General features: G+C 45.1%; 26 protein-coding genes. 11 read left to right on the top strand and 15 right to left on the bottom strand.

Annotated elements, in window-relative coordinates:
- Window positions 1-22: 22 nt before the first annotated feature.
- Both KW548_20475 and KW548_20470 read right to left on the bottom strand, forming a co-directional pair.
- The gene (locus tag KW548_20475; GenBank protein ID QXX09407.1) at window positions 23-382 is read right to left on the bottom strand and encodes a response regulator; all 360 of its coding nucleotides are present in this window, start codon (window positions 380-382) and stop codon (window positions 23-25) included.
- Entirely contained in the window at window positions 375-668 is a 294-nt protein-coding gene (locus KW548_20470) for an STAS domain-containing protein (GenBank protein ID QXX09406.1), read from the bottom strand. Before KW548_20470 ends, KW548_20475 begins: the two co-directional genes overlap by 8 nt.
- A gap of 504 nt (window positions 669-1,172) precedes the next feature.
- Between KW548_20470 and KW548_20465 the strand changes: the two genes are divergently transcribed.
- Window positions 1,173-4,382 (top strand): nitrate- and nitrite sensing domain-containing protein, encoded by a 3,210-nt coding sequence (locus KW548_20465; GenBank protein QXX09405.1) that lies wholly within the window; start codon window positions 1,173-1,175, stop codon window positions 4,380-4,382.
- A 116-nt stretch (window positions 4,383-4,498) separates the two neighbouring features.
- Here KW548_20465 and KW548_20460 read toward each other — a convergent pair whose 3' ends face one another.
- The 3 genes from KW548_20460 to KW548_20450 all read right to left on the bottom strand — a co-directional run bounded on the left by KW548_20460 (window position 4,499) and on the right by KW548_20450 (window position 8,801).
- Window positions 4,499-6,499, bottom strand: a complete 2,001-nt coding sequence (locus KW548_20460; GenBank protein QXX09404.1) for a GNAT family N-acetyltransferase — start codon at window positions 6,497-6,499, stop codon at window positions 4,499-4,501.
- Window positions 6,500-6,604: 105 nt separating this feature from the next.
- Window positions 6,605-7,576, bottom strand: a complete 972-nt coding sequence (locus KW548_20455) for a ParB/RepB/Spo0J family partition protein (GenBank protein ID QXX09403.1) — start codon at window positions 7,574-7,576, stop codon at window positions 6,605-6,607.
- A 7-nt stretch (window positions 7,577-7,583) separates the two neighbouring features.
- A complete protein-coding gene (locus tag KW548_20450) occupies window positions 7,584-8,801 on the bottom strand; it encodes an AAA family ATPase (GenBank protein ID QXX09402.1) in 1,218 nt (405 codons plus the stop codon).
- 1,258 nt (window positions 8,802-10,059) lie between these two features.
- Between KW548_20450 and KW548_20445 the strand changes: the two genes are divergently transcribed.
- Entirely contained in the window at window positions 10,060-12,030 is a 1,971-nt protein-coding gene (locus KW548_20445) for a DUF3346 domain-containing protein (protein ID QXX09401.1), read from the top strand.
- A 490-nt stretch (window positions 12,031-12,520) separates the two neighbouring features.
- Here the strand turns inward: KW548_20445 and KW548_20440 are convergent, their stop codons facing one another.
- The 3 genes from KW548_20440 to KW548_20430 are packed head-to-tail and all read right to left on the bottom strand — an operon-like array spanning window position 12,521 to window position 14,765.
- Window positions 12,521-12,991 carry a transcriptional regulator gene (locus KW548_20440; protein QXX09400.1) on the bottom strand — a complete coding sequence of 157 codons (471 nt, stop codon included), beginning with the start codon at window positions 12,989-12,991 and terminating at the stop codon, window positions 12,521-12,523.
- Window positions 12,988-13,920 (bottom strand): ATP-binding cassette domain-containing protein, encoded by a 933-nt coding sequence (locus KW548_20435; protein QXX09399.1) that lies wholly within the window; start codon window positions 13,918-13,920, stop codon window positions 12,988-12,990. The genes KW548_20440 and KW548_20435 overlap by 4 nt, the downstream gene beginning before the upstream one ends.
- Entirely contained in the window at window positions 13,917-14,765 is an 849-nt protein-coding gene (locus tag KW548_20430) for an ABC transporter ATP-binding protein (protein ID QXX09486.1), read from the bottom strand. Before KW548_20430 ends, KW548_20435 begins: the two co-directional genes overlap by 4 nt.
- A gap of 371 nt (window positions 14,766-15,136) precedes the next feature.
- Here KW548_20430 and KW548_20425 point away from each other — a divergent pair, with 371 nt between their 5' ends.
- From KW548_20425 to KW548_20410, 4 genes are all read left to right on the top strand, one after another.
- A complete protein-coding gene (locus tag KW548_20425) occupies window positions 15,137-15,334 on the top strand; it encodes a hypothetical protein (protein ID QXX09398.1) in 198 nt (65 codons plus the stop codon).
- A gap of 159 nt (window positions 15,335-15,493) precedes the next feature.
- Window positions 15,494-15,703, top strand: coding sequence for a DUF3283 family protein (locus KW548_20420; protein ID QXX09397.1), 210 nt, complete (start codon window positions 15,494-15,496; stop codon window positions 15,701-15,703).
- Window positions 15,704-15,791: 88 nt separating this feature from the next.
- Window positions 15,792-16,508: a YebC/PmpR family DNA-binding transcriptional regulator gene (locus KW548_20415; protein ID QXX09396.1), complete on the top strand. Its 717-nt coding sequence runs from the start codon at window positions 15,792-15,794 to the stop codon at window positions 16,506-16,508.
- Window positions 16,509-16,807: 299 nt separating this feature from the next.
- Window positions 16,808-17,905, top strand: coding sequence for a DUF1311 domain-containing protein (locus KW548_20410; protein ID QXX09485.1), 1,098 nt, complete (start codon window positions 16,808-16,810; stop codon window positions 17,903-17,905).
- 60 nt (window positions 17,906-17,965) lie between these two features.
- On the opposite strand, the gene KW548_20405 is transcribed toward KW548_20410, so the two are convergent.
- Window positions 17,966-18,205, bottom strand: a complete 240-nt coding sequence (locus tag KW548_20405; protein ID QXX09395.1) for a DUF2798 domain-containing protein — start codon at window positions 18,203-18,205, stop codon at window positions 17,966-17,968.
- 82 nt (window positions 18,206-18,287) lie between these two features.
- Between KW548_20405 and KW548_20400 the strand changes: the two genes are divergently transcribed.
- Both KW548_20400 and KW548_20395 read left to right on the top strand, forming a co-directional pair.
- A complete protein-coding gene (locus tag KW548_20400) occupies window positions 18,288-19,193 on the top strand; it encodes a LysR family transcriptional regulator (protein ID QXX09394.1) in 906 nt (301 codons plus the stop codon).
- A gap of 38 nt (window positions 19,194-19,231) precedes the next feature.
- The gene (locus KW548_20395) at window positions 19,232-19,963 is read left to right on the top strand and encodes an SDR family oxidoreductase (protein ID QXX09393.1); all 732 of its coding nucleotides are present in this window, start codon (window positions 19,232-19,234) and stop codon (window positions 19,961-19,963) included.
- Window positions 19,964-20,015: 52 nt separating this feature from the next.
- On the opposite strand, the gene KW548_20390 is transcribed toward KW548_20395, so the two are convergent.
- On the bottom strand, window positions 20,016-20,672 hold the full coding sequence (locus tag KW548_20390) for a cupin domain-containing protein (protein QXX09392.1): 657 nt from the start codon (window positions 20,670-20,672) through the stop codon (window positions 20,016-20,018).
- A gap of 25 nt (window positions 20,673-20,697) precedes the next feature.
- A complete protein-coding gene (locus tag KW548_20385) occupies window positions 20,698-21,465 on the bottom strand; it encodes an SDR family oxidoreductase (GenBank protein ID QXX09391.1) in 768 nt (255 codons plus the stop codon).
- Between the two features lie 160 nt (window positions 21,466-21,625).
- On the opposite strand from KW548_20385, the gene KW548_20380 reads away from it, so the two are divergent.
- Window positions 21,626-21,910, top strand: a complete 285-nt coding sequence (locus KW548_20380; GenBank protein QXX09390.1) for a helix-turn-helix transcriptional regulator — start codon at window positions 21,626-21,628, stop codon at window positions 21,908-21,910.
- A gap of 26 nt (window positions 21,911-21,936) precedes the next feature.
- Here the strand turns inward: KW548_20380 and KW548_20375 are convergent, their stop codons facing one another.
- The 3 genes from KW548_20375 to KW548_20365 all read right to left on the bottom strand — a co-directional run bounded on the left by KW548_20375 (window position 21,937) and on the right by KW548_20365 (window position 23,985).
- Window positions 21,937-23,184, bottom strand: coding sequence for a leucine-rich repeat-containing serine/threonine-protein kinase (locus tag KW548_20375; GenBank protein ID QXX09389.1), 1,248 nt, complete (start codon window positions 23,182-23,184; stop codon window positions 21,937-21,939).
- A 115-nt stretch (window positions 23,185-23,299) separates the two neighbouring features.
- Window positions 23,300-23,671, bottom strand: a complete 372-nt coding sequence (locus KW548_20370) for a hypothetical protein (GenBank protein QXX09388.1) — start codon at window positions 23,669-23,671, stop codon at window positions 23,300-23,302.
- Window positions 23,668-23,985 carry a monooxygenase gene (locus KW548_20365; protein ID QXX09387.1) on the bottom strand — a complete coding sequence of 106 codons (318 nt, stop codon included), beginning with the start codon at window positions 23,983-23,985 and terminating at the stop codon, window positions 23,668-23,670. Before KW548_20365 ends, KW548_20370 begins: the two co-directional genes overlap by 4 nt.
- A gap of 118 nt (window positions 23,986-24,103) precedes the next feature.
- Between KW548_20365 and KW548_20360 the strand changes: the two genes are divergently transcribed.
- Both KW548_20360 and KW548_20355 read left to right on the top strand, forming a co-directional pair.
- Entirely contained in the window at window positions 24,104-25,027 is a 924-nt protein-coding gene (locus tag KW548_20360) for a LysR family transcriptional regulator (protein ID QXX09386.1), read from the top strand.
- 66 nt (window positions 25,028-25,093) lie between these two features.
- Window positions 25,094-25,711 carry an NUDIX hydrolase gene (locus KW548_20355; GenBank protein QXX09385.1) on the top strand — a complete coding sequence of 206 codons (618 nt, stop codon included), beginning with the start codon at window positions 25,094-25,096 and terminating at the stop codon, window positions 25,709-25,711.
- A gap of 84 nt (window positions 25,712-25,795) precedes the next feature.
- Here the strand turns inward: KW548_20355 and KW548_20350 are convergent, their stop codons facing one another.
- Entirely contained in the window at window positions 25,796-26,893 is a 1,098-nt protein-coding gene (locus KW548_20350) for a substrate-binding domain-containing protein (protein QXX09384.1), read from the bottom strand.
- Between the last annotated feature and the right edge of the window lie 54 nt (window positions 26,894-26,947).

Here is a 26,947-nt window from a genome sequence, read left to right as displayed (position 1 = left end):
TGTTAATGAATACTAATCTTATTTAAATAACGCGTTTTAGTGTTTTGAGTAGCGTTTCTGGATTGAAAGGTTTAACCAACCACCCAGTTGCACCAGCCGATTTACCTTGCTGCTTTTTCTCGGTGCTGGTTTCGGTCGTGAGCATTAAGATTGGAACAAATTTATATTGTGGCTTGCCCCTAAGCGCTTTGACTAATTCAAACCCTCCCATGTTGGGCATATTGACATCTGAAATAACCACATCAAATTTGCTACTCGCCACTTTGTTTAATGCATCTTGGCCGTCGTTGGCGGTTTCTACTTCGTATCCGGCATCGCGTAATGTGTGGCTTACCATCTGACGAATTGATACAGAATCATCTACTGCAAGAATCTTAGTCATTTTGATTACTCTCCGACTTTAGTTTTAAATCAAATACGTCTTGTAAACCCAGCGTCTCAATGCCTTCGAGCAAAACTTCACTAGGTTTAAGCAATTGAATTTCTCGTTGATTCTTCTTTGCGGAAATAAAAAGAGAAGAGAGGAGTTGTATACCTGCAGCATCCACCCTCACCACTGCTGTGGCGTCTAAGTGAATAGTGTCTTGGTTTGCAAGCCATTCTTGATACTGAGTTGTGGTATCTAGCACTGTAGAAATGTCTAGAGACTCAGGAAGTAAACATTCCATGTTTCTACCTACACTTTTCTTATATTTTCCTAGCCGTTATGGAAGCTGTTCGCTTATTTTTGAGTTTAGGAAGGAATAGTCATTTAGCAAACGCACTCGAGTACTTTATGAATCAAAAATCATATGTCGCTAGCTAAACTATAGCTAAATACTTTATTTTTTAGTCACTTACTCTTGTGTGCACCTCAGAAATAATTTCCACACTCTTTTTGTAGATAAATGGCAATTGGCATAGAAATCAAAAACATTTTTTAAGCTTGTGATCCGTTATTGGTTCTGTACGACATACGAGAATAACCAGCGACACGGTAAGTTTACATTGTAAATCTGCGCATACGAGTGTGATGTTTTCTCAAGCTGTAGTCGATAGAAGTAACATTTCCAAGACAAGCAATGCGCAATCCACACCCTATTAAACTAAGCTCATATTTGATTGTTACGTTACGTTTACATAACCGACATTCGCACTTGGCGATTTGTAAGACGAAACATAGGAATAAATCTATGAGCCTTTTTGCTGATCTAAAACTACGTTGGAAGTTAATAGCCATTGTTGTCATTCCCGTTGTTTGTTTGGTGTATTTTTCCCAAACTCAAGTAATGGGAAATATGGCATTGCTCAAGGAAGACAACAATATATTGATGCTGTCTGAGTTTTCCGTTAAAGCAAGCGCCCTTGTTCATGAATTGCAAAACGAGCGTGATATATCCGCTGGTTTCATTAACAGCCGGGGTCAACGTTTCTTCAAAGAACTCCAACAACAACGTGAGAGTGTCAATGAGAAGAGAAAACAACTCCGGCAATTTATGGATAGGTTTGATCCCGCCATCTACGGTTCGGCGTTTGAAAGTCAGTTGAATCATTCAATAACTGAACTCGGCAACATCGCATCAACAAGATCTGCCATTGACACACTAAATATTCCTAGTAGCCAAGCTGTTAGTTTCTATACCGAGCTGAACGCCCTGTTTCTTGCAGATATTGTTCATTTATCTAAAGCCAGCTCAAGTGGTGAGCTCAGTTCCATGGCTGCAGCATATGTGAATTTCTTACAAAGCAAAGAACGGGCAGGATTAGAACGGACCGTATTAACGAATGTCTTTTCAACAGATACATTTCAAGGACGCCAATACGAACGTTTCCTCAACTTGGTATCGGCTCAAAATAATTATTTGGACGTCTTTAAAACGCTCGCCGCTCCCTCTCAATTGGCTGTCTACGAAGAGATTATGACTGGACCAATTATTGAAGAAACACTTGCTTATCGTCAGGTGGCGATAAGAAAAGGGACTTTCGGTAATTTTGGTATTGATGCTTCCGTCTGGTTCACCGCACAAACATCAAAAATCAACATGCTCAAGCAAGTTGAAGATAAATTAGCAAACGATGTTATTGCCCTTACTCAAGCTTATGCAGACAAAGCGAGATACTTGTTAACACAAGATATTATTCTAACTTTAGTTTCAATACTTCTTACTGCTTTGGCCGTCTATTTTGTACAAAAAACAATCACCACCCCCATTTCAAGTGCTGTACAAATAGCGAACTCCATCGCATCTGGAGAACTGAACAATCAGGTAAGTTATAACTTTAATGATGAGTCGGGAATGTTGCTCAAGGCGCTGTCCAAAATGCAACACAATCTGCGTCAAGCGCAACACAGCCTAGAAGAGAGAATGGAACAAGAGCGAATTTTAGCTGAACAAAATAGCCGGATACGACAAGCACTGGACCAAGTTTCAGCCAATGTCATGGTGGCAGATAACAACAATGAACTCATCTACCTCAATCACGCAATGCTCAATGAGTTCAATACTAATGCGGCAAGTTTTAGCAAATCCATCAGCGGATTTGATCCCACTAATTTGTTAGGGACAAACATCGGTCACTTCAATCAGACGAATGAATATCAGCGTATTTTGAATAGCTCAGAGGCTAGAATCGATATTGAACTTAGCATAGATAATCGTACCTACAACGTCATCGCTAACCCTGTTCTGGGTGATAACAGAACTAGGCTAGGAACCGTGATTGAATGGACGGATCTCACAGAGCAGAGAGACGCCGAGCTACAAGTCGAAAATGTCATCCGAGCCGCCGCATCGGGTCAACTTAGTACACGTTTGGATACAACGCGCTTAACCGGATTCATGCATGAGCTGGGAGATGGGATTAATGAGCTGCTCGACGCAATTGTAGGCCCTTTAACCATGGCAGCAGATTGTATTGAAAAAATCTCGGCTGGCCAGGTACCAGAGACTATCACGGATGACTATCGAGGTGACTTCAATCGTTTGAAGGATAACCTCAATACCTGTATCTCTGCGATCAATTTGCTAATCACTGATGCCAATGCGCTTGCGGATGCCGCAGTCAAAGGCAATCTATCTGCACGAGCAGACGTCTCTCAACATCAAGGAGACTTTCGCTCCATCATCCAAGGTGTCAACAATACCTTGGACGCGGTCGTGACACCACTTACCGTTGCTGCCGATTGTGTTGACCACATAGCGAAAGGTCGCGTACCACAACCCATCAATGAAAACTACAACGGTGATTTCAATAAACTTAAAAACAATCTAAACACCTGTATTTCGGCCATTAACCAACTGATGGTCGACGCCAATTCATTAGCCTCATCAGCCGTAGAGGGTAATCTAGACAGCCGCGCTGATACCTCACTCCATCAGGGAGATTTTAAACAAATCGTACAAGGGATGAACCAAGCGTTAGATGCCATGGTGGAACCTATCAATGAGAGCAAGAATGTCCTAGCAAAACTAGCAAATGGGGACTTAACCTGTACAGTCAAAGGCCACTACAAAGGCGAGTTCTCTATATTAAAGCAAGCGGTGAACGCCAGTATTGAAAACCTGATGGGATTGATTAAGAACATCAACCAGTCTGCTGGAATTGTTCGCAGTTCTGTCAGTGAACTATCAAGTGGAGTAGTAAACCTTAGTCATCGAACAGAAGATCAGGCGACGTCACTAGAACGAACTTCCGTATCTATGTCAGAAATGACAGAGTCTGTGAAGCAAAATGCTGACAATGCGAACTTAGCTACAGAACTGGCTCGCGACGCCCAGACAAAAGCGCAGAAAGGGGGCGAGGTGGTTGACCGGGCAGTAGTCAGCATGGCGGAAATCAATAGTTCCAGTAAGCGAATCTCAGACATCATAGGCGTAATTGATGAAATAGCCTTTCAAACCAATTTACTTGCGCTTAATGCAGCCGTTGAAGCGGCGAGAGCCGGCGAACAAGGGCGGGGTTTTGCGGTTGTGGCTGGAGAAGTTCGAAACCTCGCTCAACGTTCGGCTCAAGCGGCTAAAGAAATCAAAGAGTTGATACGAGACAGCGTCTCTAAAGTAGAAGAAGGTACTGAATTGGTTAACGAATCTGGCTCAACTCTAAAAGATATTGTATCTGCCGTAGAGAAAGTCAACACCATGATCTCTGACATTTCTGCCAGTTCCTCTACTCAAAGTGACCGCATTACTAAAGTAAATGAAACGATTAAAGAAATGGATGGTATGACTCAGCAGAACGCAGCTTTGGTAGAACAAGCGTCAGGTAACAGTACATCAATGGAAGAACAAGTAAAAAGTGTCATTCAGCAACTGTCCAATTTTAAGATTGAAGACGCCTCTCCTTCATCAAGAAGAGAAACCAATAATTCGACCGTTCTAAAGCTAAGTAACTACCCTAACTAAATGAAGTAACCGATGAAAAAAGAGGAGAAGTTTCTCCTCTTTTACTTGAATGTTACTACTGAGTTGCCATAACAGTGAATGAGCTTGAGGCTTTTTACAGTGTAAATTGGTCCATTTTACACTGTCATCAAATCGAGCATTACCTGAATATCAATTCTCAATTGCTGCTCGGTTTGCTTCCTTCCACTCAAACTGAACTCGTCACCGCATTCTTGCCAGCTTCGCTGCTGCAATAATTTTCTAATCATTAAATCTGAACTGTTTTGCAATGCCGTATTTGAGGCTAGCAACATATTTGCAATAAAAGGAGCCACGCATTCGTACCCAGCACCTCCCTTGCAATAACGAGCGATCAACTCAAAGAACCCTCCGAATTCGTCGGAAGCATCTTCCTTACGCAATAGATTACGTACAATGTCGGTTTCAATATCATTAAAAGCTTCACCTAACAGATAGGGCATTGATTGCTCAAAGTGGTTCTCAGCAATTTGTAGCCAGGTTGGCTGCCCTTTTATCATCACGACAGAGTGGCAGCCACTTGCTTGGTCACGTTGGATGCCCAGCTTCACCGCTGTGAATCCATTCTTGAACCAGAACTGGAGTAATTCGCTAGTCGCTCCAAAACTGGTAGAAATAAATGCCGCGTCACTACCTAGAGACAGCTGCTCCACCATAGATGAGCCGATCCCTTGCTGCTGATAATCCGGATGAGTAGCAATTCGCATGATTCGTAGACTGGCTTGGCGAGCAGCCTCCCCCACTCCGATTTGGTTTGCCAGCATCACTGGCACTAGGTGCCCCTTAGGTCGCCGGTTGCCCTGCTGGATCGATTCTATCAAGGTTGGCTCTAGTTCCCCCTCGCAAACAGTGAGCATACACCCAAGACAGTCACCATGATTGAATGCAGCAAAAAGCTGGATCGCCTCATCTTCCAGCAACAACATTAAGTCATTCGGCGATGTCTGGTAATGCGCATTCACTAGCAAAGCAAAACAAGTTCGCAACAATTCGGGGTTGCTTATCAATTGAGTCTTATCAATCTTACTGAGTTTAACATCAGATGAAAGAACCGTTTCTGTCGGGGTCAGTTCCGCATTCAGCAAAAATGTGTCGAACAACCAATTTTCCAAAGGGTCATCCTTACTCCAGCGTATAGGTTGTTCAAGATGATAAAATGCGGTTCCAGCTCTTTGTTGTTTCAGCCATTGTTGGAACTTGAGCGTAAACCCTCTGCCACATCCTTCATAACCATGTATCGTGGTAGAAAAGACGCAGCGATGATGTCGCTCAACCATTTTTTTCAGCATAGGAATTGGAATCGCGGAAGCTTCATCAACCAAAAGAAAATCACATTTGGGTTCTTGTCTGATCAATTCATCTGGTGCTATGAACGTGAGTGAGGAAGCATTATAGCGAAGGTTCCCCTTGCTCAACGACGCACTAGGCAACAATCGCTGAGCATGCTCAAACACAGGGGTGACGGTAGCTAAGCTAGGTGCAGTCACTAGAATACGAAGGGTGCGAGTTTGCATCAGCTCAGCAGCCGCTATGCCCAATGCACTACTTTTTCCTCTTCCGCGATCAGCAGTCAAGACCAATGGACGTTTGCGATGGCCTTCGACAACTTTGCGAATCTTTTCAACAGCGATGTTTTGCTGCAGAAAGGGAGTAGATTCAATCTTTTCAACCAAAGGAAGTGACGGAAATGATTGAGCCTGTTCGATACAAATCAAACGCTCTAATGCGGAATTTAGCCACTGTGTGGCTAGGGAAGCAGAGTCAGATGGCGGTGGCAAAATCACCACTACGCCCCCACCTTTCACACAACCTAGTACCGCACTGAATGAGCTAGCATCAAACTCTGAGGACAAATCACACACCAAAAGTGAACACTCTTGCCCCAATAACCGCAGCCCGTGTTTGTAAGACACACAATAGCGCTGGTCACTGTCAACACAAAGGTCACCACCAAGCTGAAAGATATTGGCTCCTGCATACAAGTCTTTAATCGTCGATAGAGTTTGCTTTTGCCAAAGCTCATCCCCTTTGAGCACAACACCGAATCTATGATTAGCCGTACGAGCAGAATGCATTAGCTGAGAGAAATAATCGCGCATGGACCGTTGTCCGGTTTCAGAATGTATGCGAATTATAACAACTTGGAACGAGAAATGAGATATAGAAAAAAGCCGCTCTTCGCGGCTTTCATGTACTGACTGATGTTATTTCAATTTAGACGAAACAAAATCTAGGATTTCCTGCATAGTGGTATCGTCGACTTTCTTCAGGTTAAGCGCTAGATCAGCGCCTTTGCGGCTATAGCTCGCTCTTCCTTTAATGAGATCAACTTTACGAGTGGTAGGCCGCTTGCTTGGTGCAAGCGCTTCAATCCATTGCTCAATGGTCTCGGATACTTCTTTAGTGATACGAGCCACACCCTGAGCCTGGCTACGTTGCCAGACGAAACCATCGGTTGACTGGCATTTGTCCAAAAGTTTACTGCGGTTCGCGCTACTCAGCTCGTTAAACTGCTTATGCAACTTAACAATAGTAGGACGGCCTAAGTCTGCGACATTTGGGTAAGCTTGAAGTAAAGTGAGCGGCAAATCGGCTGCTTTTAATGCCCCACTCACCAAAGCCTCACTGCATTGGAACATTTTTGCCAGTGCTTTCTGATCTTCCGCTTCCCCACTTTCCAATTTAGCCTGCATCTCTTTGCCTTTCTCATACAAAGACAGCGGCTTGTGCGCGTTAGCGACATCAGACAGGAATTTTGCATGCTCGCCGTTGATGTTTTCAGCAACGTAAATCAAAAAATCTTTATCAGCCAAGATACATGACATGCGACGACGACTACCATCGAGCACTTCGATTTTACCATCATCACGTTTACGACCGACTGCCGGATATTGCTGACCGCGCTCTTTCAACGTAGCGAGTACATCGGATAACGCGTGCTCATTCAGAAACGATTGCTCACGAGCATTTTCAGCAAACACGACAGTATCTTGTGCAACCTGATTAGCCGGAATACGCACTAATTCAAAGGTCACTACGTCTTCACCAGCGACAGAGAGCTCAATAACCTGAGCCTGATCTTTCGCCGCCTTTTGTGCTTCCTGAGGGGTGGCGACGTGGCGTTTGTTCGCCTTGCCAAACAATCTTGCGTTTAAATCTGAAGTCTTAATTGCCATAGTCTCATTACCCCTGATTTAGTGATGACCAGTTGCTGTGTAGGACACGTTCTAGTTCCAACGCACTCTTTTGAACAGCGTCTTGCGCTGTCGCCAAGGTCTTTTTACCACCTTCGAAATCGCCCGTTGTCAGGTCAAACACAGTGCTGTAAGTATCAGCACAAGTTTCAAAAGCACGGCTACGTGGAATAGTGGCCATTGTCACTTGATCGCCTAATAGATAGTTCATTTCGGTCAGAACTGCCACTTGCTTCTTGTTGTCATCTTCAAACATAGTCGGCATCAAGCGAACAAACTCTAGTCCCTGCCAATCTTCTGGGAACATCTCATAGACTGTTGGCAGGTGTTGGAAAAAGTTAACCGTTGACGCCCAGTCTAAGCGTTTTGCCGCACATGGGATCAGCAAAGCATTGGAGGCGTACATCGCGTTCCAGACCAAAGGATCAACGTGTGGTCCCGTATCAATCATAATGATATCGAAATCGTCAGCAATTTGGTCAATCAGCTTTTGTTTAAGTAGTTTGACTATGTCCAACGACTGATTCTGTGACAGGTTTTGCCACGCTTCCGCGTTAAACATTGCGTCTTCTGGGAACGCTGATACGGTTTTCAGGTTCGGGTACTGAGTGGGCAGCAACACATTTTTATGCAGAAACTCTTTGTCGACTTCAACGCCTTCAGGCACGTTGTCGAGCATGACATCCACAGCTGAGTAAATGTTATCGTGGTCAGTCAGGCTAATTTGCGGATTAAGGAATAGCCGTAGCGAGCCCTGAGGATCTAAGTCAATCAGACAGATTCGGTAACGCTTGTCTAAATTCAACGCTAAGCATGCGGCTAGATGCACGGCCGTCATGGATTTACCAGTGCCACCCTTCTGGTTTTGAACGTTAATGATCCAAGGTTTATTGTCATTATTTTTCTTACGCTCATGGAATTTTGCTACACCTGCAGCGTCCATCAGCATATGCGCTTCTTGCAGCGAAATTGAATAATGGTTTGCATTATTCTTAGTAAACTGATGCCCGGATTCTTCAAGTTTACTGATGGCCTCATCCAGTTTACGGCGAGTCAGACCTGAACGAGTTTCCATCAAAGCTTTCGACATTGGTGGAAAATGCTCATCACTGCGCTCTTCTAAAACAATCTCAATGCGGTCGGCCTGAACCTGAGCCGTTTGCTCAGCCAGCTGAATGAGACTTTCGATTGTCTGTTCTCTTTTCATTGCCAAATTCCATTATTAGTGACTGTTGTCAATTGTACAGCATAACAAACCAAAAACAACGAAAAGGTGAACATGCATTTATCGACAACAATCACATTAATAAGAGAATTTTCAATCGATTTAATGAATCCTCAATAAAACCTGTCAATATTTAACCATAAATATAGTGAAATAACCCTGTAAGAATCTCCCACAATAAAAGTGTTACAATGTCACATATTTACATTGTAAACTTGATAGCCACTAAAAACCGTCTTATTTTCTCGGAACGATTGATATCTGCGTATGATTTACGGCCAGTGTAATTCCGATTGCGAATAACCTTACTTGCTGATGACATACACAGCGAGTACGACTGAAACAAGCTTTTCGAATTAGTACTCTAGATGAGCGATAAATTCACTCTCTGAAAGCATGATCAAGGTAACTCCTTTGATCATGCTTTCGAATGTAAATCATGAGAGAGGAACCATGATCAAGGTAAAAATAGACATGATTCAAGGACTCATACGCATAATTTAAAATGATCATAGTACGGATCAATGATCAAGCTCGTTTGTTCCTCGGAAGCATGAAAATATCGTACTAAGTTACGGCAGAGTGCAGATGAACTAAGGGATTAAACTAATATGACCAATTCTGAACATCAATCGAGGAACCCACTTCGTGATGTATCGTACATCGGCTTTTATCTTGATCATGCTTTCATACACTAAGTCAGGGAATGAAATCGATGTCAATCAACACAAAGATGTCAAACGGATTTCACGTTGATGAATAAAGCGACATTTATGAGCCATTTTCAACACGAATCAAGAACACCTTGATCATCGTTTCGTACTTATTTGTACAAAAATGCATTACTCTATATGCATGTCTAGTTAATAGTGAATATTCTTTGTGGATAAAGTGTGAGTGCACGATGATCATGCTTCTGAAGAACTAATGATCATGCATTCGAGCTTCTATTGATCATCGTTCTGGATAATATTGATCATGCTTTCACTCTAGTTATGATCATCGTTTCGAACTACTCATGATCATGCTTTCAACGGTGGATAAAAAAACACTTTAAATTACATTAACTTAAAAGCGACACTACACTCAGATCAATAGATCATATAATCATTTAAGATCACTTTAATCATAAAGATCAGCTTATTAAAACAATAAGTTTTCCCTTTATTTATGATCGATTTTTCTTTATCCTTTCGGAACCATAGCGATATTACGGCCATTGTGATACGGATCATAATAAATGAGCTCAGAAGAAAAAGTATTGATCAAAGCTCCTAGGAGCCATAAAGATGGGCACATGTTTGAAGTGTCTGAAGCCGCAGTCAATTGGATTGAACAGTATCAACACTTCAAAGGGGTCACTAAAAGCATAGTTGAACTTCTGAATCTCATCTCTCTACAAGGCTTCAGTAGTAAAGATGGCCTAGTCTCTACGACAGAACTGATTGAAGCAACAGATGGTCAACTGACTAGAGCAGCGATCCAGCAACGATTACGCGCTGCTGTGAACATCGGTTTGTTCCAGCAAGTTCCAGTTCGATTTGAAGAGGGTCTCGCAGGAAAAACAATGCTACATCGTTTTGTGAACCCCAACCAACTGATCTCAGTACTTGGCGCAACTAGCCTTATGACCGAATCGGTAAAACAGAGCGAAAAGCAAAAACGCTCTAAAGCGTTAGCGCAGACTCACGTTAACAAACGTTTGTTGAATGAGTATGGTCTGAACACTCCACCAGCAATGAAAGATGAAGCAGACCAGTTTGTTGTGTCACCCACCAACTGGGCTGGCATTATTGATCAGGCTTTAGCTCCTCCTCGTACGCGTAAGCAGTATCAGAAAAGTATGGTGTCGATCTCGGGTACTAAAGCCGTGATCGAAACGCGCTCTTCGAAGAACATCATGACGGTAGATGATCTTATGACGTTGTTTGCCTTGTTTACTCTGACCGTTCAATATCACGATCATCATCAGCATCAGTACCAGTTAGATGCGAAGCAGGCACCAAATAAAACGCCACTCTACATTACCGATATTTTGTCACTGCGTGGCAAGAAAGACAGTGGTCCGGCGCGTGATTCGATCCGCGACAGCATCGATAGGATCGAATTTACCGATTTTCAATTACATGAACTTACAGGGCGCTGGTTGAGTGAGAACATGCCAGAAGGCTTTAAGAGTGATCGTTTTCGTTTCTTAGCTCGAACCATTACTGCTTCAGAGGAAGCGCCAACAGAAGGTGCAGATGGCGAAATTCGTATTAAGCCAAACCTCTATATCTTGGTCTGGGAGCCGTCCTTTTACGAAGAATTGCTGACTCGGGACTATTTTTTCCTCTTTCCACCGGAAATCCTGAAACAACATACGTTAGTTTTCCAGCTTTATAGCTATTTCCGAAGCCGAATGTCACGCCGTCATACGGATGTTATGCTACTCAGCACGCTCAATCAGAAATTGGCGCGCAACATAGAGTGGCGTCGATTTTCTATGGATTTGATCCGCGAATTGAAGAGATTATCTGAAGGAGAGAGGACAGAAGAACTGTTTGAGGTAAACCTCTGGGGTTACCACCTGACGATCTCGACGATTGAAGAGGGCGGTAAGATCAAAGATTATCAGCTTGACATTAAGTGCGACGCCGAAGAAGTCCTTCGTTATTCTCGTGCCCGCACGACCAATGCTGGTAAACGCAATATGGCGCCCACTTTACCAAACCCGCTACGCAATGAAATGGTGACAAAACAGCAATTGGATGAAATGTCTCAGATCATTGATGGCGAGTTCGAGCCAATTCAACGTAAACAAAGATCGCCTAAAGGGAAATTGGGCCGTCGAGTAAAAGTTCGCAAGCATCTTGTTGAGATTAACGCGGATGAAATCACTATTACTCTATCTAAATATACCTCACCAGAGGCTCTAGAACGCTCTATAACGGCTTTAGCAGCGATGACTGGTCATTCTCACAATTCAATTCAAGAAGAGTGTCAGGAGCTCATTGAGAAGCTTGATTTCCTTCGAGTAGGGGAAAAGATCATTCCATACGAGACACTTAGCAAGCTGATTGAACTTTACAATGGCCAAAGTGAAAACAAGCATTTATCCATTGAACGCCTGATCGCCGGCTTAGCAGTGAGACGCAAAATATGTAAACAGGTTTATGAAGGACATCTTGATGAAGCTGTATTTAGAGTGCTTGACGAAGTTGCAGTCTGATTAAAGATAACGCTCACTTTCGTATTAGCCAGCCATTGCTGGCTTTTTTACCCTTGATTACTCAGTGACACAGCCTGTTACACACCTAGAGTGAATAGACAAATCTACTACATTCCCCTGACAGTGAACTGACATTGTTTGCAACTGAGTTGGATAACATTTACCCCGAATAGACAACCTTTTGTCCTTTCTGATGAATAAGGGATCTGGATTATCCCTGATAGATTGGCTCATATTGTTACATTCATTCTGAATATTTCGCGAGTTCTTAAGAACTCGCTTTTTTTTGCCTGCTATTCCTCAACCACTGAAAGCATGATCATGGCAAAACCTTGATCATTGTTCCGTCAGTCTAAAAACAGTGAGTTTTGTTGTGAGCGCTATTGGTTTTGCGATCATCCAAATCAACCGCAGATAAATCAAGAAGATCGCTGTGTTTGAACATCTCAACAATATCACCACGGTCTTCGCAACACTGCCATTCAAACGATCAATGACACTGTGCGGATAAGTCTTGATCATCGTTCCGAGGTTCATTCCAGCTTTGTGCGGCCATAAACTGGACGTGTGACTCAATCATCTGATTTGACTGAGTTTGCCAGTGTGCTTCGGGACGTTGATTACAAAACTCTAAACTGAGCACCGCCAGGTTTTGCAGTCGTCTCATGCACCAATCTTTTAACAATAACTCTGTATCGCTTTTGCAGGCGCATAATTGGAGTTTGCTGTAGGCGAGTTGCAGATACTGGTAAGCCTTATCAGGTTGTGAGTAGCGCTCAAAATGGAAAACTCGCAGACAAGCATCCAACCAGCAGGCAATGGCTTTACTTTGTAATTCGCTAATCTCTGGACCCCAAACTTCGTCAGGCACACCCAGTACTAAACCTTCAATACCTTGATCATGCTTCTGTGTTTGGTACCAGTTGTCGATGTGTGAGACCCAGTTCTCAAGCGTCATCATGCCGCTTTAACCCAATGTTTTACAAAATGATTTGGACCAATTTGATCAAAGCCTTGTTGCACTACCGCGCTGGTCGCGCGAATTTGATCTGCGTCCACAGAGTAGTTTGGCTCACTCTTGACCAGGTTGCCAAACGACAGATCAGGATCCGGCACCGCAGAGATCAACAGCTTGGTGTAAGGATGTTGCGGATCGGTTAAGATCGCCTGTGTGTCACCCCACTCAACAATCTGTCCTTTATACATGACGGCGGTTTCTTCCGCGATGTAATGAGCGGTCGCTAAATCATGTGTGATGTACAAAAAGCCGATACCCAGTTCTTTTTTCATTCGTTGCATCAGGTTCAGAACGCCAAGCCTGATCGAGACATCAAGCATCGACGTCGGCTCATCAGCCAATATCACTTCCGCGCCAACTGCTAGTGCTCGCGCTAAATTCACCCGTTGTCGCTGGCCTCCGCTTAACTGGTGAGGGTACTTTTCTAATGTGTCTGGAGCGAGTTCGACTAAGTCCAATAACTCAGTCAATCGTTCCGGGATGGCGTGGCTGCTCTTAACCTGCTTATGGATCTTAAGTGGGCGGGTGAGGTGGTGAGCAATGGTATGAGTTGGATTAAGTGAGCCAAACGGGTCCTGAAACACCATTTGCACTTTACTGCGATAATCAAGCAGGGCTTTTCGGCTCTGGATCTGTTCAATGTTGTTGCCGTTAAACAGGATCTCTCCTGATGTGGCCGAGTGGACTTTGGTGATCAAGCGGGCACAGGTGCTTTTTCCACAACCGGACTCACCGACCAACGCCAGAGTTTTGCCTTTGTGGAGACTAAAACTGACGCCTTGCAGTGCTTTAAATCTATCTTGCGCGGCGAAACCACCGCCAATCGTGAACTCTTTGACAACATTGTTGAGTTGGATAATCGGCTGGCTCATACCGTCGCTCCTTGTGCGTGATGCTTACCTTGATGAATATTGGGGAATGACGCCCATAGTTTCTGTGTGTAAGGGTGTTGAGGATGGTTACGGATCTGAGCCGATTGATTGACTTCAACGATCTCTCCATGGCGCATAATGGCAATCCGATCACACAACTGGCTCATTAGTGCCAGATCATGGGTGATGAACAGAACTGAGAAACCAAACTCTTCACGCAACTGATAGATTTGCTGCAGGATCTCACGTTGTACTACGACATCCAGTGCGGTTGTGGGTTCGTCCATAATGATCAGTTTTGGGCTAAGCGATAACGCAATCGCAATCACGAGTCGCTGGCGCATGCCGCCACTGAACTGGTGAGGATATTCGCTTAACCGTTCGCGGGGAATGTTAACCAGATCCAGCAGTTTTTCTGCTCGGTCTTTAGCCTCAAGGTCACTCATGCCTTTATGGTGGCGCAACACGTCGGCAAACTGTTCCTGAACGGGCAGAACTGGGTTCAGCGAATTCATTGCACTTTGGAAAACCATCGCAATTTCGCTCCAACGAATCGCGTTTATCTCGCGATCTGAAAGCTTAAGCAGATCCTGACCGTCGAAATGGATTTGCCCTCCAGAGATGAACGCGGGTGGCTTGTGGAGGCGATTGATAGCAAAAGCGATCGTGCTTTTACCACAGCCAGATTCGCCCGCAAGACCAAATATTTCACCTTTGCCTATATCAAAGCTGACGGATTTCACGGCACGAAAGTCGCCGTTGTCCGTTATGTAGTCGACGCACAAATTACGAACCTGAATGATAGGGTCGTGATGTACCGCATGCGTTAGCTCTTTATCACTAATAATCACACTTACTTAAAAATAAAGGAGAATGATTATCATTAACTGTTAATTTTTGACTGAAAAGAAGTCGTGATTAAAACAGTGAAGTGACTCGAAAAACGATTGGTATCTGAACAGGCTTGTCATTTGTGAAGGAGAAATTCCACTGACGTCAGCGTGGAAAGTGAGAGCTGGATCGCCTTAAAAAGGCTAGGGGTAATCTTTTAAATGTACTTCGTCATTTGGCCATGCGCAAAGCTTATTTATACAAAAAACATTAACTGTGTGCGAACTATTAGCGCAATCACATTATCAAGCTAAAATTCTTAACAAGGGCGGCGAGCTTTTGCTACAGATTAGCTGTCCCTTGCATGGTTTGTTCGGAGGTTACAATGTCCATTAATTCTATTGACCATGATGAAATGACGAAAATCACAGACAAGTGGGACTTCACGGAAGAAGTACAATCACAGAAGCCAACCAAAAGTGTTAAGTCGGCGGAGGCTCGTCGTCGTATTGAAGCATTAAGAGAGATTCGCGAAAGCGGCTTAACCATAGAGGAAGCGAAAGACCTAGGCATACTGCACTAGTGTGATGACAGTGATAATCGATGTAAGGGTGGCTCATATTGCCACCCTTAATTTTTCTTTTTTTGATCTTAGTTAACGCACTTGTCGTGCTTTGATGTCCATTTAAGTGACGGATGTGCTATATTCCCTTTCCATATTTTTGCAGATTCAGCCCTTTGTATGTCGATTAATTTATCTACCCTCCCTGCCAATGAAAAAAACAAAATTGAGCTTGATAAACAGGCCTCATTTTTAGTCTGGAAGTTGCGTGAAGCGAAAGCAGGGCCAGATGAAATTGATCAGCAAGCGAATAAAATCAGAGATGAAGATGAACGAGCATCTTTTCTCGAATCTGTAGCCAAGTACAAGCGAGTGATGGGGGTCGCCTGACCTCCTGTTGCAATATACCGAGAAATTGAAATGGTCTCGATTTTTGCTAAAATCCTTCGCGTTAAATTGAATTAGAGAGAACATCCCGATGGGAAGAAGTTTTGAAGTGCGCAAAGCCTCTATGGCGAAAACAGCTGGCGCAAAAATTAAAGTTTATTCCAAATACGGTAAAGAAATTTACATGTGCGCGAAAAATGGCGGTGCAGATCCAGACATGAATTTGTCTCTTAAGCACCTGATCGCAAAAGCGAAAAAAGACCAAGTTCCTGCACACGTTATCGACAAAGCGATTGATAAAGCTAACGGTGGCGGCGGTGAAGACTACGTTCCTGCACGTTACGAAGGCTTCGGCCCTGGCGGTACTAGTGTTATCGTTGATTGTCTAACAGATAACGGTAACCGTACTTTCCAAGATGTACGCCAGTGTTTTGTTAAAACAGGTGCGAAAATTGGCGTTGAAGGTTCAGTTTCGCATATGTTTGATCACCAAGCGGTATTCCAGTTCAAAGGCGATGATGACGAGATCATTCTAGAAACGCTAATGATGGATGATGTGGATGTTACTGACGTTGAACTTGAAGATGGCGTGATTACGGTATTCGCTCCTCACACTGAGTTCTTCAAAACGAAGACGGCGCTAAACGGCGCTTTCCCAGATCTAACGCTTGATGTTGAAGAAATTACATTCGTTCCTCAAACTCACACGCCTGTTGCGGGTGAAGATGCAGAGAAATTCCAGAAATTCCTCGACATGCTAGATGATTGTGATGACGTTCAGCAGGTTTACCACAACGCTGAGCTGTAATCTCAGGCACACTAACATGTGCTGAAGCATTGCTAAAAAGGGATCCTTGTGATCCCTTTTTTGTTTCTGAACCCTGATAAAACTCATCATCTGATTAGACAAGTCGTTGTCTTTTAGGTAATAAACGCTTTCAATAGATGCTGGTTAGATAAGGTACCGGACGACAGATGAGTAAACGACTCGCGATATTTCTTAGCTGCTGCGTAGCATTTCCCGCTATTTCTGCACAAACGGATGTGCTCGAACGAGCCAACACACTCTATGAACAGGGTGAAAAGGAGCAAGCCAAATCGTTATACATGGTTGCCGCAGAGCAGGGCAGTGCTGAGGCGCATTTCAGGCTCGCTTACCAATACATCCTGTCTGACCAGCAGAGTGTCTATCACTATCAGCAAGCCGCTTTGCAAGGTCATCAAGAGGCACTAGACAACTACCTTGAGAAGGTGTTTTTTAGAGCGGGCAGTATATCAATGTCAGACCCTAAAAGTGCGCTTGAGACCTATCAGAAGGCCAAACAACACAATCCCGCTTTATCGCTTTATGATGAAGAGCAAAAAGTTCAAACGATCCGCTATGCGGCAGAATTACCTGAGCGGGACGCTGAAGCGTTTTTCGTCCAGTATGACGTAAAGGATGAAGATGGCGACTGGCCATTTTATGATGTATGGGAGCTGGCAGAACAGGCCTCGCGTGAAGGTAGCGTATTTGGCAAACCCGATCCAGAGCTCGTTTTCTGGCTCATCACCCGTGGTGGGTGGGTTCCCGCTGAGCTGTCATATGCGGTCAAAGACTATTATCAGCATTGGAAAGACAACCAAGTGGTGCCTTTTAACCTATGCGATTACATTTCCAGTGGCGCAGGCGCTGGGTATTGCGCTAAAAGAGATGCACTAGAACAAGAAACTCGTCGTCAGAGTGCGTTAAGTGCTTTGAATGCGCAACTCTCAGGGCAGTATTCGGGGTTGATGGAGGCCGCTTACAACGAAATGACGACCTTTGTTACTCTTAAAGCGCAACAAGAAGAAATGCATGGCGGTACTGGGAGAGCGGCGTGGATATCGGATTCCATCCAAGAACAGAAAAACGATTACCTAGAAGCTTTGGAAAGGGCGGTTCGGGGCAACATCGAGAGCGTGCCTACACCTCTGGTTGAAACGGATAAGCGTCTCAATGCGACTTATCAAGAGGTGATGAACTATCTCAAGCTGCCATCACCAGAGTCTATGTTGCCAAAACCTCAGTCTTTCGAGTTACGAGAGGTACAAAGGCAATGGATAAAGCACCGAGATGCGACCTGTCGCTTAGTGACTGCGCCCCATCCGTCGTTAAAAGAGCAATGCCTGAATTGGCTCACCGCTCAAAGAGAACAGCAACTGCGCGACATCATCATTCCATAACCATTTCAAAATCGTAGAAGAGGGAGCAAATCAGACGCTCCCTTATCGCTCACAAAGCAATCATTGGGCCTGCGATACAACACCGACCCCAGCTAGCCAACTTGAGAGCTTACGTATTAGCGGCAGTACGGTCAGGTTGAGTACAAGTGCTGCTGGCCATGCAAGAATAAAACTGTCGAGCCAGACCGCTGGCCATTCGCTACCAAAGCCAAGTTTATAGCCAGAAATTAATCCAGACATGATGGCGGCCATAGTCAGTGAAGAAAGTAGGGCTGAAATCCAAAAATGTTTGCGACTCATATTTCGCCTCTTCTGCTTGTTCTTATGTTGTCACTAAGGATATAACTAGCCATATGTGAAAAAAATAAGCAGGTTTAGAAGCATGAATTCCATATTTGGAAACATCGATGACCTTTATTTGTTCTGTTGCGTTGTCGAAGAAGGCTCTTTGCTGGCGGCGTCTAAGAAACTGCAATTGCCAGTATCAACCATGTCGCGCCGTCTCTCGGCGTTAGAGCAGCGTCTGAATATCCGTTTGCTTGAGAAGAAGGGCAGGGAACTGGTCGCAACACAAAGTGGCGTACAGGCGTTTGAGGTGTTGCAGAGCGGTATGGAGTCGATCGAGTCTGGCTTTGGTCAAGTGGTCTCAGATACGCAGCAAGTTTCGGGCAAGATAAAGTTAGCGATCCCACACAACTTCTACCGTGCTTTTGTGGGCGATGTCGTTGAACAGTTTTTGGTTGATTACCCCAATGTCTCGCTCGACTTGGTGCTAAGCCAGGAGCAAGCCGTTCCCCAAACTGACCGAGATTTATTGATCACCTTCGATTTGGCAGAGATGAACGACATGATAGCCAGGCCTTTGTTTACAGCTCGCCATGCCTTCTTTGCCAGCCCTGAATACATCAAGCGAGTGGGGAATGTGAAAGATTTACAGCAGCTCAGCAAGCTGGATTGGGTCAGTGTCGATCATGCATTAGATATCTCGGTTTACGAACAGGAACGTTTGGTTGATGTCATGACGGTCAAACCTAAGTTGATTGTTAACGATATATTGGCGGTATGCGGCGCGGTTGAAAAAGGGTTAGGCGTGGCTTCTTTACCATTTAGGCATGTTCATGAAGGGATGAATATTGTCCGAGTATTGCCTCAGTATCAGCGTAGTGTGAGACAGGCGTATCTGGTGTATAAACAAAGGCGCTACCAACCTAAGGCGTTGACCTTACTGGTTGAGCGTTTAATGAGTGGTGTGGAGAAAATGCAGGAACCAACGCATTTTACAGTGTAAAACCAACCTAATAGAAAAGATAAGGAAAGGACGAGCAGATGGATAAAGTGGTCATCGTTACAGGAGCGGGAAGAGGAATTGGCGCAGAAACCGCCAAGCTTCTTGCGCGGCAGGGCTACGCGGTGTGTGTCAATTATCTTAAAAACCACCAGCGTGCTGATGAGGTGGTGGAGGCGATAACTCAGTCGGGTGGTCGTGCGTTCGCGCTTCAGGCGGATGTGTCGGATGAAGATCAAGTTGCAACCATGTTCAGTGTCGTCAAGGCTCGTTTTGGTGTGGTGACTCATCTGGTGAACAACGCCGGTGTATTGTTCCAGCAAACGACATTGAATAAGGTCGATGTAGGCCGATTTAGACAGGTGATGGAATCCAATGTGGTGAGTTGTTTCCTGTGCTGCAAAGCGTTTATCAATCAACTGGATGCGTCAGGAGCTATTGTCAACGTCTCTTCGGCAGCGTCAAGAACGGGAGCTCCGTTTGAATATGTCGATTATGCCGCATCGAAAGGAGCGATGGATTCCTTAACTAAAGGTTTGTCTCTAGAGCTGGCTGAACGTGATATTCGAGTCAATGGCGTCAGGCCGGGCTGCATTTACACTGAGATGCACGCCGATGGCGGTGAACCAGGACGTGTAGACCGACTCGCTTCTCAAATTCCGCTTGGGCGTGGTGGTACGGCACTAGAGGTTGCTCAGTCGATCGCATGGCTGCTGTCTGACGAAGCGTCGTTTGTGACCGGTTCGTTCATCGATATCGCTGGTGGAAAATAGGGTGATTGAACTGGCCATCTAAGTTAACCAGATGGCCATGTTATCGAATCATTTAGCGTAATAAGGGCAAGTGCCCTGTTTTGACCAGAATGATGGTTTCCTGCTCAACAAAAGGAAAATGCTCGCTCATATGTGGGCTACGTAACCAGCTCCCTTTTGGGTAGCGGCCATGTTCGTCGGCGAACTCTCCTGATAGGACAAAGATCTCTTCACCGCCAAAATGTCGATGCGGCTGAAATCTTTCTCCCGCTGGCCATTTCACCAAAGCGACGTGTTCATGTTCGAACTCATGCAATGGCATCACTTCAAGGCCGCCAATTCCAGGTAACCAAGCTTGCATGTGGGTGTTCACTCTGATGCTCGCGTTATCTCTCTCATCAAACTGATTCAGTTTCACCAAGATGGTACAGCCTTGATCGCTGAAAGGAGCGTGTTGACTGCCGGGTGGGTTACGCAGATAGGTGCCTGCGGGGTAGTCCCCCTGTTCATCGGAGAAGATACCCTCCAAGACGAATATTTCTTCTCCCATTGGATGTGGATGCGTGTTGAAACGAGAGCCCGCATCGTAGCGGACGACACTGGTTGTATGACCGGATTCCGCGTCTTCTCGCTCTAGCGGTTTGCGCCAAACGCCTTTGGCTGGGCTAGCAACCCAAGGCATCGACTCAGTATCAATGACGACGCGCTGGGCAAAGTTCATATTGAGCATCAGTTACTCCTTAGGTTGATATGCATTAGTTACGGCCAGCGATCACGCCGCCATCCACGTCCCAGATAGCGCCTGTCACCCAGCTCGCCTGATCCGAAAGTAAAAAGCTGATGCTGTTCGCCACATCCGTCGCGGTTCCGACTCGACCTATCGGGTGAAAATCGTTAAAGCTTTCCAAAGCCTGATCGACGTCTTTAGGGTCAATAAACGCTTCATAGATGGGCGTTTTGACCACGGCTGGCGAGACAGCGTTGACTCGAATATTGTAATCAGCCAACTCCATCGCCAAGTGCTGAGTCAGTGCATGCAGACCCGCTTTAGCCATCGAGTAGGCGGAAGAAGGTGTGGCTTTAATCGCTTGTTTCGCCCACATGGAACCAATATTGACAATACTACCACGGTTGGCCTGAATCATCTTTTGCGCAACGGCCTGCGTGATTTGAAATATCGCCTTATTAAGCTGGTGGTAGCGATCATAATCCTGTTCAGTATGGTCAATGAAGGCTTTGGGATTAAAGTAACCCGCGGCATTGACCAAATAGCCGATGGTTTGCTGGGAATCTTGGATTTCCTGTACAAGTTGCGAGACAGAGTCAGCATTATACAAATCTACCTGGTGCGTTTTTACCATGCCCAACTCACCAAGCTCGCTAGCCGCCTGTGCGAGCTTGTCGGCACTTCTGCCTACTAGCGTGACTGGGACTTGATTTTGTAGCAGTAGCTTGGCGGTTTCAAAACCCATGCCGCTCGAACCACCGATGATGAGTGCGGTACCGTGATTACTGTATGTCATTTTTCTTTCTCCTGATTGATTCGGACATGCTAATATTAGGAGCAATGTAAATCACTGAATAGTAAGTACAAATCAGTAGGGTAGGTACTTTTTGGTCCATCTTTATGAATAACAAAGAAAAACTTTTTACGAGAAAAACTGCCCCCAAAGCAGCGCGCGAATGGTGGAAGCAATCTATGGCTGCAAATGGTCGCTAACGGTCTATCAATTACTCGCTGCAGGGGTAAATCGACCGGGAGAAATGGTGCGCAATGTTGAGGGGCTATCGACGAAGGTGTTGAACCAGTGTCTTAAGCGCAATGTGGAGTTTGGAATACTCGATAAAGTGATTTATAACGAGTTGCCACCAAGGGTGGAGTATCAGGTGACAGAGTTCGGAGAGAAATTTTTAGCCATTCTTGAACAGCTGGAAGCCTTACAAGACGAAATCGATCAAATCGGGTGAGCCAAAGTGACTCACCCATACATTCGTTAGCCCGCCAAACGCATCATGTTACTTAAGCGTTGGTAACTGGTGCTGCCTATGTCGTTATGATCGCAAACTGACAGTAAGTCCTCAATAAAGTGGCTCAAAGCTCTGGCCTCAACGCGGCGTACACCTTGCTGCTGAGCATCAGTCAGATAGTCGTACACTGAGGCGGCGCCGAAATCGCCGAATATCATCTCACCTTGTCGATTGATCAAAACGTTGTGGGCATACAAATCACCATGGCAGACTTTGTTGTCATGCAGGTGGCTGAAAACGTTGAGCATTTGATCAACGATGTATTCGATCTTTTCGACACTAAGGGTCAATTCCGGTTTGAATACATCACGCGTGCAGGTATCCAGAGTCGGCGGTAATCCCAAATTAAAATAATCCGATGGGATCAACTCCATGACCAGCGCAAGGTGATCATCTTCGTTCACCTGTGCAATCGATTTGACTAGATTCGTGTGTAGCCCTGCCTGCAGGCAAGCTTGCAACTCATCTTGCGGGTAGCCGTCGCTGGTTACTTCGCCTTTAAACACTTTTACCGCGACTTCTGCAGGGAAATCAAAATCCCTATCGAGCCAGTCTGCGTGTGAGATAACCCCAGAAGCGCCTTGGCCAAGCACGTGATTGAGTGAATAACTGGCCGATGAGATCTGAGGGACACTTTCGTTATGCGACAGACGCTCACAGAATGGGTTGCCCGCAAACGCCATCCAAGCCAGCTTTGGCAGCTCAAGCAAGACTTGAGGAAACACATCGAGTTGGTTGGCTGACAGCCTGACTAGCTCTAGATTAAACAAATTTTTAAAGCTCTTTGGTAGAGCCGTGATCTGGTTACCCGCTAACGCCAGTTTTTGCAGTCGTGGTCTGTGGCCCAAAGATTCTGGTAGCTGCTTTATCTGGTTATCGGTCAGAATCAGCCAGCGGAGTTGTTCTGGTAAAGATTCTTCCGCCACACGGACAATTTGATTGCTCTTAAAGCCAACCATTTCTAACCGTTCACATTGGCCGAGCACCAAAGGAAGACGGGTAAAGCGGTTATTGGAAGCAAAAACAATCTTGAGTTGGGTAAGCTCGGTCAGCCATTCTGGCAGTTCGCACAGTAGATTGTTGGACACATCGAGGATCTCTAAGCTGTCAGATAACGTTAAGATCTCTCGTGGTAACTCAGTTAATTGCTCAGAAAGCTGAAGGCGCAGAATGCCTGCCAGCTGGCCATTTCTTAGTTGTTCTACTGTGTGCAAACTTGTCTGCCTATCAATGTTTGGGGATGGAAAAGAGCGCGTATTCTACGCAGTAAATGGATGAAAGGCGAGACAAGGACGATGCGCCTAATCATAAGAGGCGCTCGTCACTACGTTATTGCTGGGCGAGTTGCCGATAGCTCAGTATGGTCAGCAGAGTGAAAAACGCCGGGTCACTCCAGCCAAAACCGACAAAAATGCCGATAAACCCTGCGTAACCGGTGATCACTACGCCAAGTAGGTTGGTCACCACCAGAGCTTTAAACAGCTGACGCATTGTTTCTCTGTGTTCAATGTGGCGCAGCAACAAACTGACAGCGGCCACCCCGCCCAAAAAGATGCTGGTATGTTGAGATAAGAAGTAGGCGTATCGATCATTGATTTCTACGCCATACATCGGCCACATCACATGGGGCAGAAAAAACAGAGCGATAGCAAAGGCGGTATAAATACCGCCATGTAGGGTTAGGAAGGTTTTGTTGTTCATTGTGCTACCTGCTGATTGACAGGGCCTTGGTTTATGGCTGTCAGTGGTTGGTTGATGTCGAAGATAATGCCGCGTACTTCTGCGACCCCCATTTGTTTTAAGCGTGCAGCGTGCATCTCAAGATAGCGTTGAGCGCTGGTTTCATCTTCAAACAGGTATATTCCTCCGCCGAGCTTTTTAGCTTCACTCTCAGTCCAGATTTTCCAGATCATGCCCGGTTCGCGATTGATTGACTCAGCTAGCTCTATCAGCGCCTGAGACATTTCTTCTCCCATCGGACCGTGGTATTCAAAATCGACTTGTAATAGTTTCATGATGGTTTCTCCGTAAGTGGTGTTTGGTTGCTGTTGGGATGATTTTTATCTATAAAAAATAAACAGAAAAGTTCATAATTTTGCGTATAAATGTCTAAAAAACTGACAGGTGAAAGCGGTGAGATTAAAAAGCACGTTAGAGCAATGGGTCACGCTTCGTGAGATAGAAAGAGCTGGTAGCATTCAGGCTGCCGCGGTCGTGCTCAATAAGAGCCACACGACCTTAATTTACTCGGTCAAAAAGCTGGAAGAGCAACTCAGTGTTCAGCTTGTTGAAGTAAAAGGTAAGCGAGCAACATTGACTGAGCATGGCCAGTCTCTGCTGCGTAGAGCAAATAGCATGCTGGATCAGGCAAGAGAACTTGAGGATCTTAGCCAGCAGATGGCAGATGGCGTTGAGTCTGAAATAATTGTTGCAATGGATCACTTGTGCGATCCGTCTTTGCTCTATCGTCCAATGGCATATTACCTCAGGCAAAACAGCGCGACTTCGATTCAGGTTGTGGAAACGTCACTATCGAAAACATCTGACATGGTCACTAGTGCACAGGCTGATATTGCCATCATCACCCTGCCAGTGACTAACTATCCGGCTCAGGCATTTTCGCTGACCAGCATGGTTCCTGTTGTGTCGACCGAACACCCGCTTGCTCAGCAAGCGAGTTTAACTATGGCTGATTTCGCAACGCATTGTCAGATCGTTATTCGCGATCTTGGCGCGTCTCAAACCAATGAGCAGGCGCAAAATGTCGGCTGGCTGAAATCCAACCAGAGAATTACTGTTGATAACTTTGACCACGCCTTTCGGGCGGTAGAGCAGGGTGTGGGTTTTTGCCGTTTGCCGACTCACATTATTGCCAAGCGAAATCAAGGACAGTTGCAGGTACTTAATGTGGAGGAGAGTGACTGTTATCAAGTCCCGCTTCATCTTACTCTACCCAAAGGGGCCAAAACCGGCCCAGCAGCGCGGTGCTTCTATGAGTTATTGCGCAATGGAGCTTGGTCAGAATCTGGTGAAAAAAAGTCAGTAGTGAGACGATAAGTGAATCATTGCACAGTGAATGGGTTACTATGGGCGCTAAGTTTGGATTTTTGCAGGGAATCGTGAATGCAACCGTGGTTAGATTGGGCTAAACAAATTAAAGCCATCGCACAGGCCGGCGAAACGTATGGTAGAGATAAATACGATCTGGAGCGCTACCGTCAGTTAGATGAGATTGCCCATCAAATGTTTGCTCATTTGAGTGGTAGCCCAGTTGAGCAGGTACAGAAACTGTTTATTCCGGAATCAGGTTACCCAACACCAAAAATAGACCTACGCGCTGCCGTGATTAAGGATGGAAAAATACTCTTAGTCAGAGAAAGAGAAGATGATTGCTGGACGCTACCCGGAGGTTGGGGTGACGTATGTGAAACACCGAAAGCCGGTGTTGTACGTGAAGTATTGGAAGAGTCGGGCTATGTGGTGAACAACCCTCGGCTGGTTGCGGTGAAAGATCGTGCAGTGCATGACTATCAGCCAGAGTTTCCGTTTCATATCTATAAGATGTTCTTTCTGTGTGATTTTGTATCTGGTGAAGCCACGACTAATATTGAGATTTCTGAAATTGAATTTTTTGCACCGGATGAGCTTCCTCAACTGTCCCAAGGGCGTGTTTTGGCCGAAGACATTGAAATGATGTTTGATTATTTGGCCAACCCAGATAAGCCTATTTACGTTGACTAATCGTTGAGAATTGATGTTTACAGTGTAAACCTCAATGCGATAACAATGTCATGCATTGAGGTTTGTTGGACTATAGAGACTTAGCTAGTGACTGACTCCTGAATAACGAAAGGCTTCATGAGTCAGCTTATCGAGCTCTGCATTCTCCATTTCATTGTGTACCACGCTGATGCGACCAAGGTAGATCAGTGGAATTTCATCGGCTCGATTTTCCAAATGAAATTTTATCGCTTCTGCGGTCGCTACACCAAGGTCGTCACTCATGCGCATCGGAGTGGCATCCAGTTCGTCAGAGCGTATCTTTTCTATTTCCTTTGCCGTGCCACCCCAACCGGTGACATAGATGTCAGAGAGTTTCCCTGCTTCAGCTAGGGCATCAATGGCGCCCATTGTCATCGCTGTGTTCGCATTATGGATCATAGTAACTTCAGGGAAGTTATCCAGTACCAGCTTGACACCATCAGCGCCGCCCAGTTTTTGGTATTGGCCGAAGTGCTCGTAGGTTGTGAACCAGTTACCTTTTTCTCTTACACAATCTATAAACCCTTGGGAACGCTGGGTATCTGTAATGCCAGGAATACCTCGGTTAGCAGCAAAGTCGACCTCGTTGCCTAGATGTTTGATGACATGTTGACACAATACTTCTGCCCCCATCGTGCTAGAAAAGTCAAACCATGCATCGGGCTGGTGTTGCCATTGTGAATCTGGGGTATGAAACGCCCAAATAAAGGTTTTGAAATCATTAGAGGCGGACAACTTCTGGATGTTTCCTGATTGCAGACTAAGCTCTGACGGGCCAAAAATAACAAAATCGTAAGGCTTCGCAGCGTTTAACACCTGTTGGGTATATTGAGTTTGCAATGAGTGCTCAATTTGTTTTGAGGTGTACTGAACGATTTTAAAAGGGACTTCGAGATCCTTAAGGCGTTCGATTAGTGCAGTATAGTTACGTACCCAGAAATCAGAGATATCGGCACTTGGGTAAATTAAGGCGATTTTTACTGATTTCTCGGCTGCAGTTTTAGTGACAGGAACTGCAGCGCCGCTCACTGTCTTTTGAAACGTTTCCAACTTCTTTTGATCTTGTTGAGTTTGGGAAGGGTCGGAACTAAAAGCAAAAGATGAAACGCATAAAGTGCCAGTCAGTGCGGCTGTTAGCACTTTATTGATGTGAAATCGCATACTTGTTACCAAATGTTTTGATTGTGTATTAACATTATTATAAATATATAAAAA

This window comes from Vibrio neptunius (assembly GCA_019339365.1).
GTDB classification, from domain to species: Bacteria; Pseudomonadota; Gammaproteobacteria; order Enterobacterales; family Vibrionaceae; genus Vibrio; species Vibrio neptunius.
Note: the sequence above shows the minus strand (reverse complement) of the source record. Positions and strands in the feature narration are given on the sequence as shown.

Excerpts from the sequence above, each read along its gene's own strand:
- KW548_20355 (QXX09385.1), top strand. The coding sequence starts at position 25,094 with ATGCAACCGTGGTTAGATTGGGCTAAACAAATTAAAGCCATCGCACAG.
- KW548_20385 (QXX09391.1), bottom strand. The coding sequence starts at position 21,465 with ATGACATACAGTAATCACGGTACCGCACTCATCATCGGTGGTTCGAGC.
- KW548_20475 (QXX09407.1), bottom strand. The coding sequence starts at position 382 with ATGACTAAGATTCTTGCAGTAGATGATTCTGTATCAATTCGTCAGATG.
- KW548_20460 (QXX09404.1), bottom strand. The coding sequence starts at position 6,499 with ATGCGCGATTATTTCTCTCAGCTAATGCATTCTGCTCGTACGGCTAAT.
- KW548_20455 (QXX09403.1), bottom strand. The coding sequence starts at position 7,576 with ATGGCAATTAAGACTTCAGATTTAAACGCAAGATTGTTTGGCAAGGCG.
- KW548_20425 (QXX09398.1), top strand. The coding sequence starts at position 15,137 with ATGTCCATTAATTCTATTGACCATGATGAAATGACGAAAATCACAGAC.
- KW548_20420 (QXX09397.1), top strand. The coding sequence starts at position 15,494 with ATGTCGATTAATTTATCTACCCTCCCTGCCAATGAAAAAAACAAAATT.
- KW548_20440 (QXX09400.1), bottom strand. The coding sequence starts at position 12,991 with ATGATGACGCTTGAGAACTGGGTCTCACACATCGACAACTGGTACCAA.
- KW548_20380 (QXX09390.1), top strand. The coding sequence starts at position 21,626 with ATGGTGGAAGCAATCTATGGCTGCAAATGGTCGCTAACGGTCTATCAA.
- KW548_20395 (QXX09393.1), top strand. The coding sequence starts at position 19,232 with ATGGATAAAGTGGTCATCGTTACAGGAGCGGGAAGAGGAATTGGCGCA.
- KW548_20445 (QXX09401.1), top strand. The coding sequence starts at position 10,060 with ATGAGCTCAGAAGAAAAAGTATTGATCAAAGCTCCTAGGAGCCATAAA.
- KW548_20390 (QXX09392.1), bottom strand. The coding sequence starts at position 20,672 with ATGCTCAATATGAACTTTGCCCAGCGCGTCGTCATTGATACTGAGTCG.
- KW548_20465 (QXX09405.1), top strand. The coding sequence starts at position 1,173 with ATGAGCCTTTTTGCTGATCTAAAACTACGTTGGAAGTTAATAGCCATT.
- KW548_20410 (QXX09485.1), top strand. The coding sequence starts at position 16,808 with ATGGTTGCCGCAGAGCAGGGCAGTGCTGAGGCGCATTTCAGGCTCGCT.
- KW548_20400 (QXX09394.1), top strand. The coding sequence starts at position 18,288 with ATGAATTCCATATTTGGAAACATCGATGACCTTTATTTGTTCTGTTGC.
- KW548_20470 (QXX09406.1), bottom strand. The coding sequence starts at position 668 with ATGGAATGTTTACTTCCTGAGTCTCTAGACATTTCTACAGTGCTAGAT.
- KW548_20365 (QXX09387.1), bottom strand. The coding sequence starts at position 23,985 with ATGAAACTATTACAAGTCGATTTTGAATACCACGGTCCGATGGGAGAA.
- KW548_20415 (QXX09396.1), top strand. The coding sequence starts at position 15,792 with ATGGGAAGAAGTTTTGAAGTGCGCAAAGCCTCTATGGCGAAAACAGCT.
- KW548_20450 (QXX09402.1), bottom strand. The coding sequence starts at position 8,801 with ATGAAAAGAGAACAGACAATCGAAAGTCTCATTCAGCTGGCTGAGCAA.
- KW548_20370 (QXX09388.1), bottom strand. The coding sequence starts at position 23,671 with ATGAACAACAAAACCTTCCTAACCCTACATGGCGGTATTTATACCGCC.
- KW548_20405 (QXX09395.1), bottom strand. The coding sequence starts at position 18,205 with ATGAGTCGCAAACATTTTTGGATTTCAGCCCTACTTTCTTCACTGACT.
- KW548_20435 (QXX09399.1), bottom strand. The coding sequence starts at position 13,920 with ATGAGCCAGCCGATTATCCAACTCAACAATGTTGTCAAAGAGTTCACG.
- KW548_20350 (QXX09384.1), bottom strand. The coding sequence starts at position 26,893 with ATGCGATTTCACATCAATAAAGTGCTAACAGCCGCACTGACTGGCACT.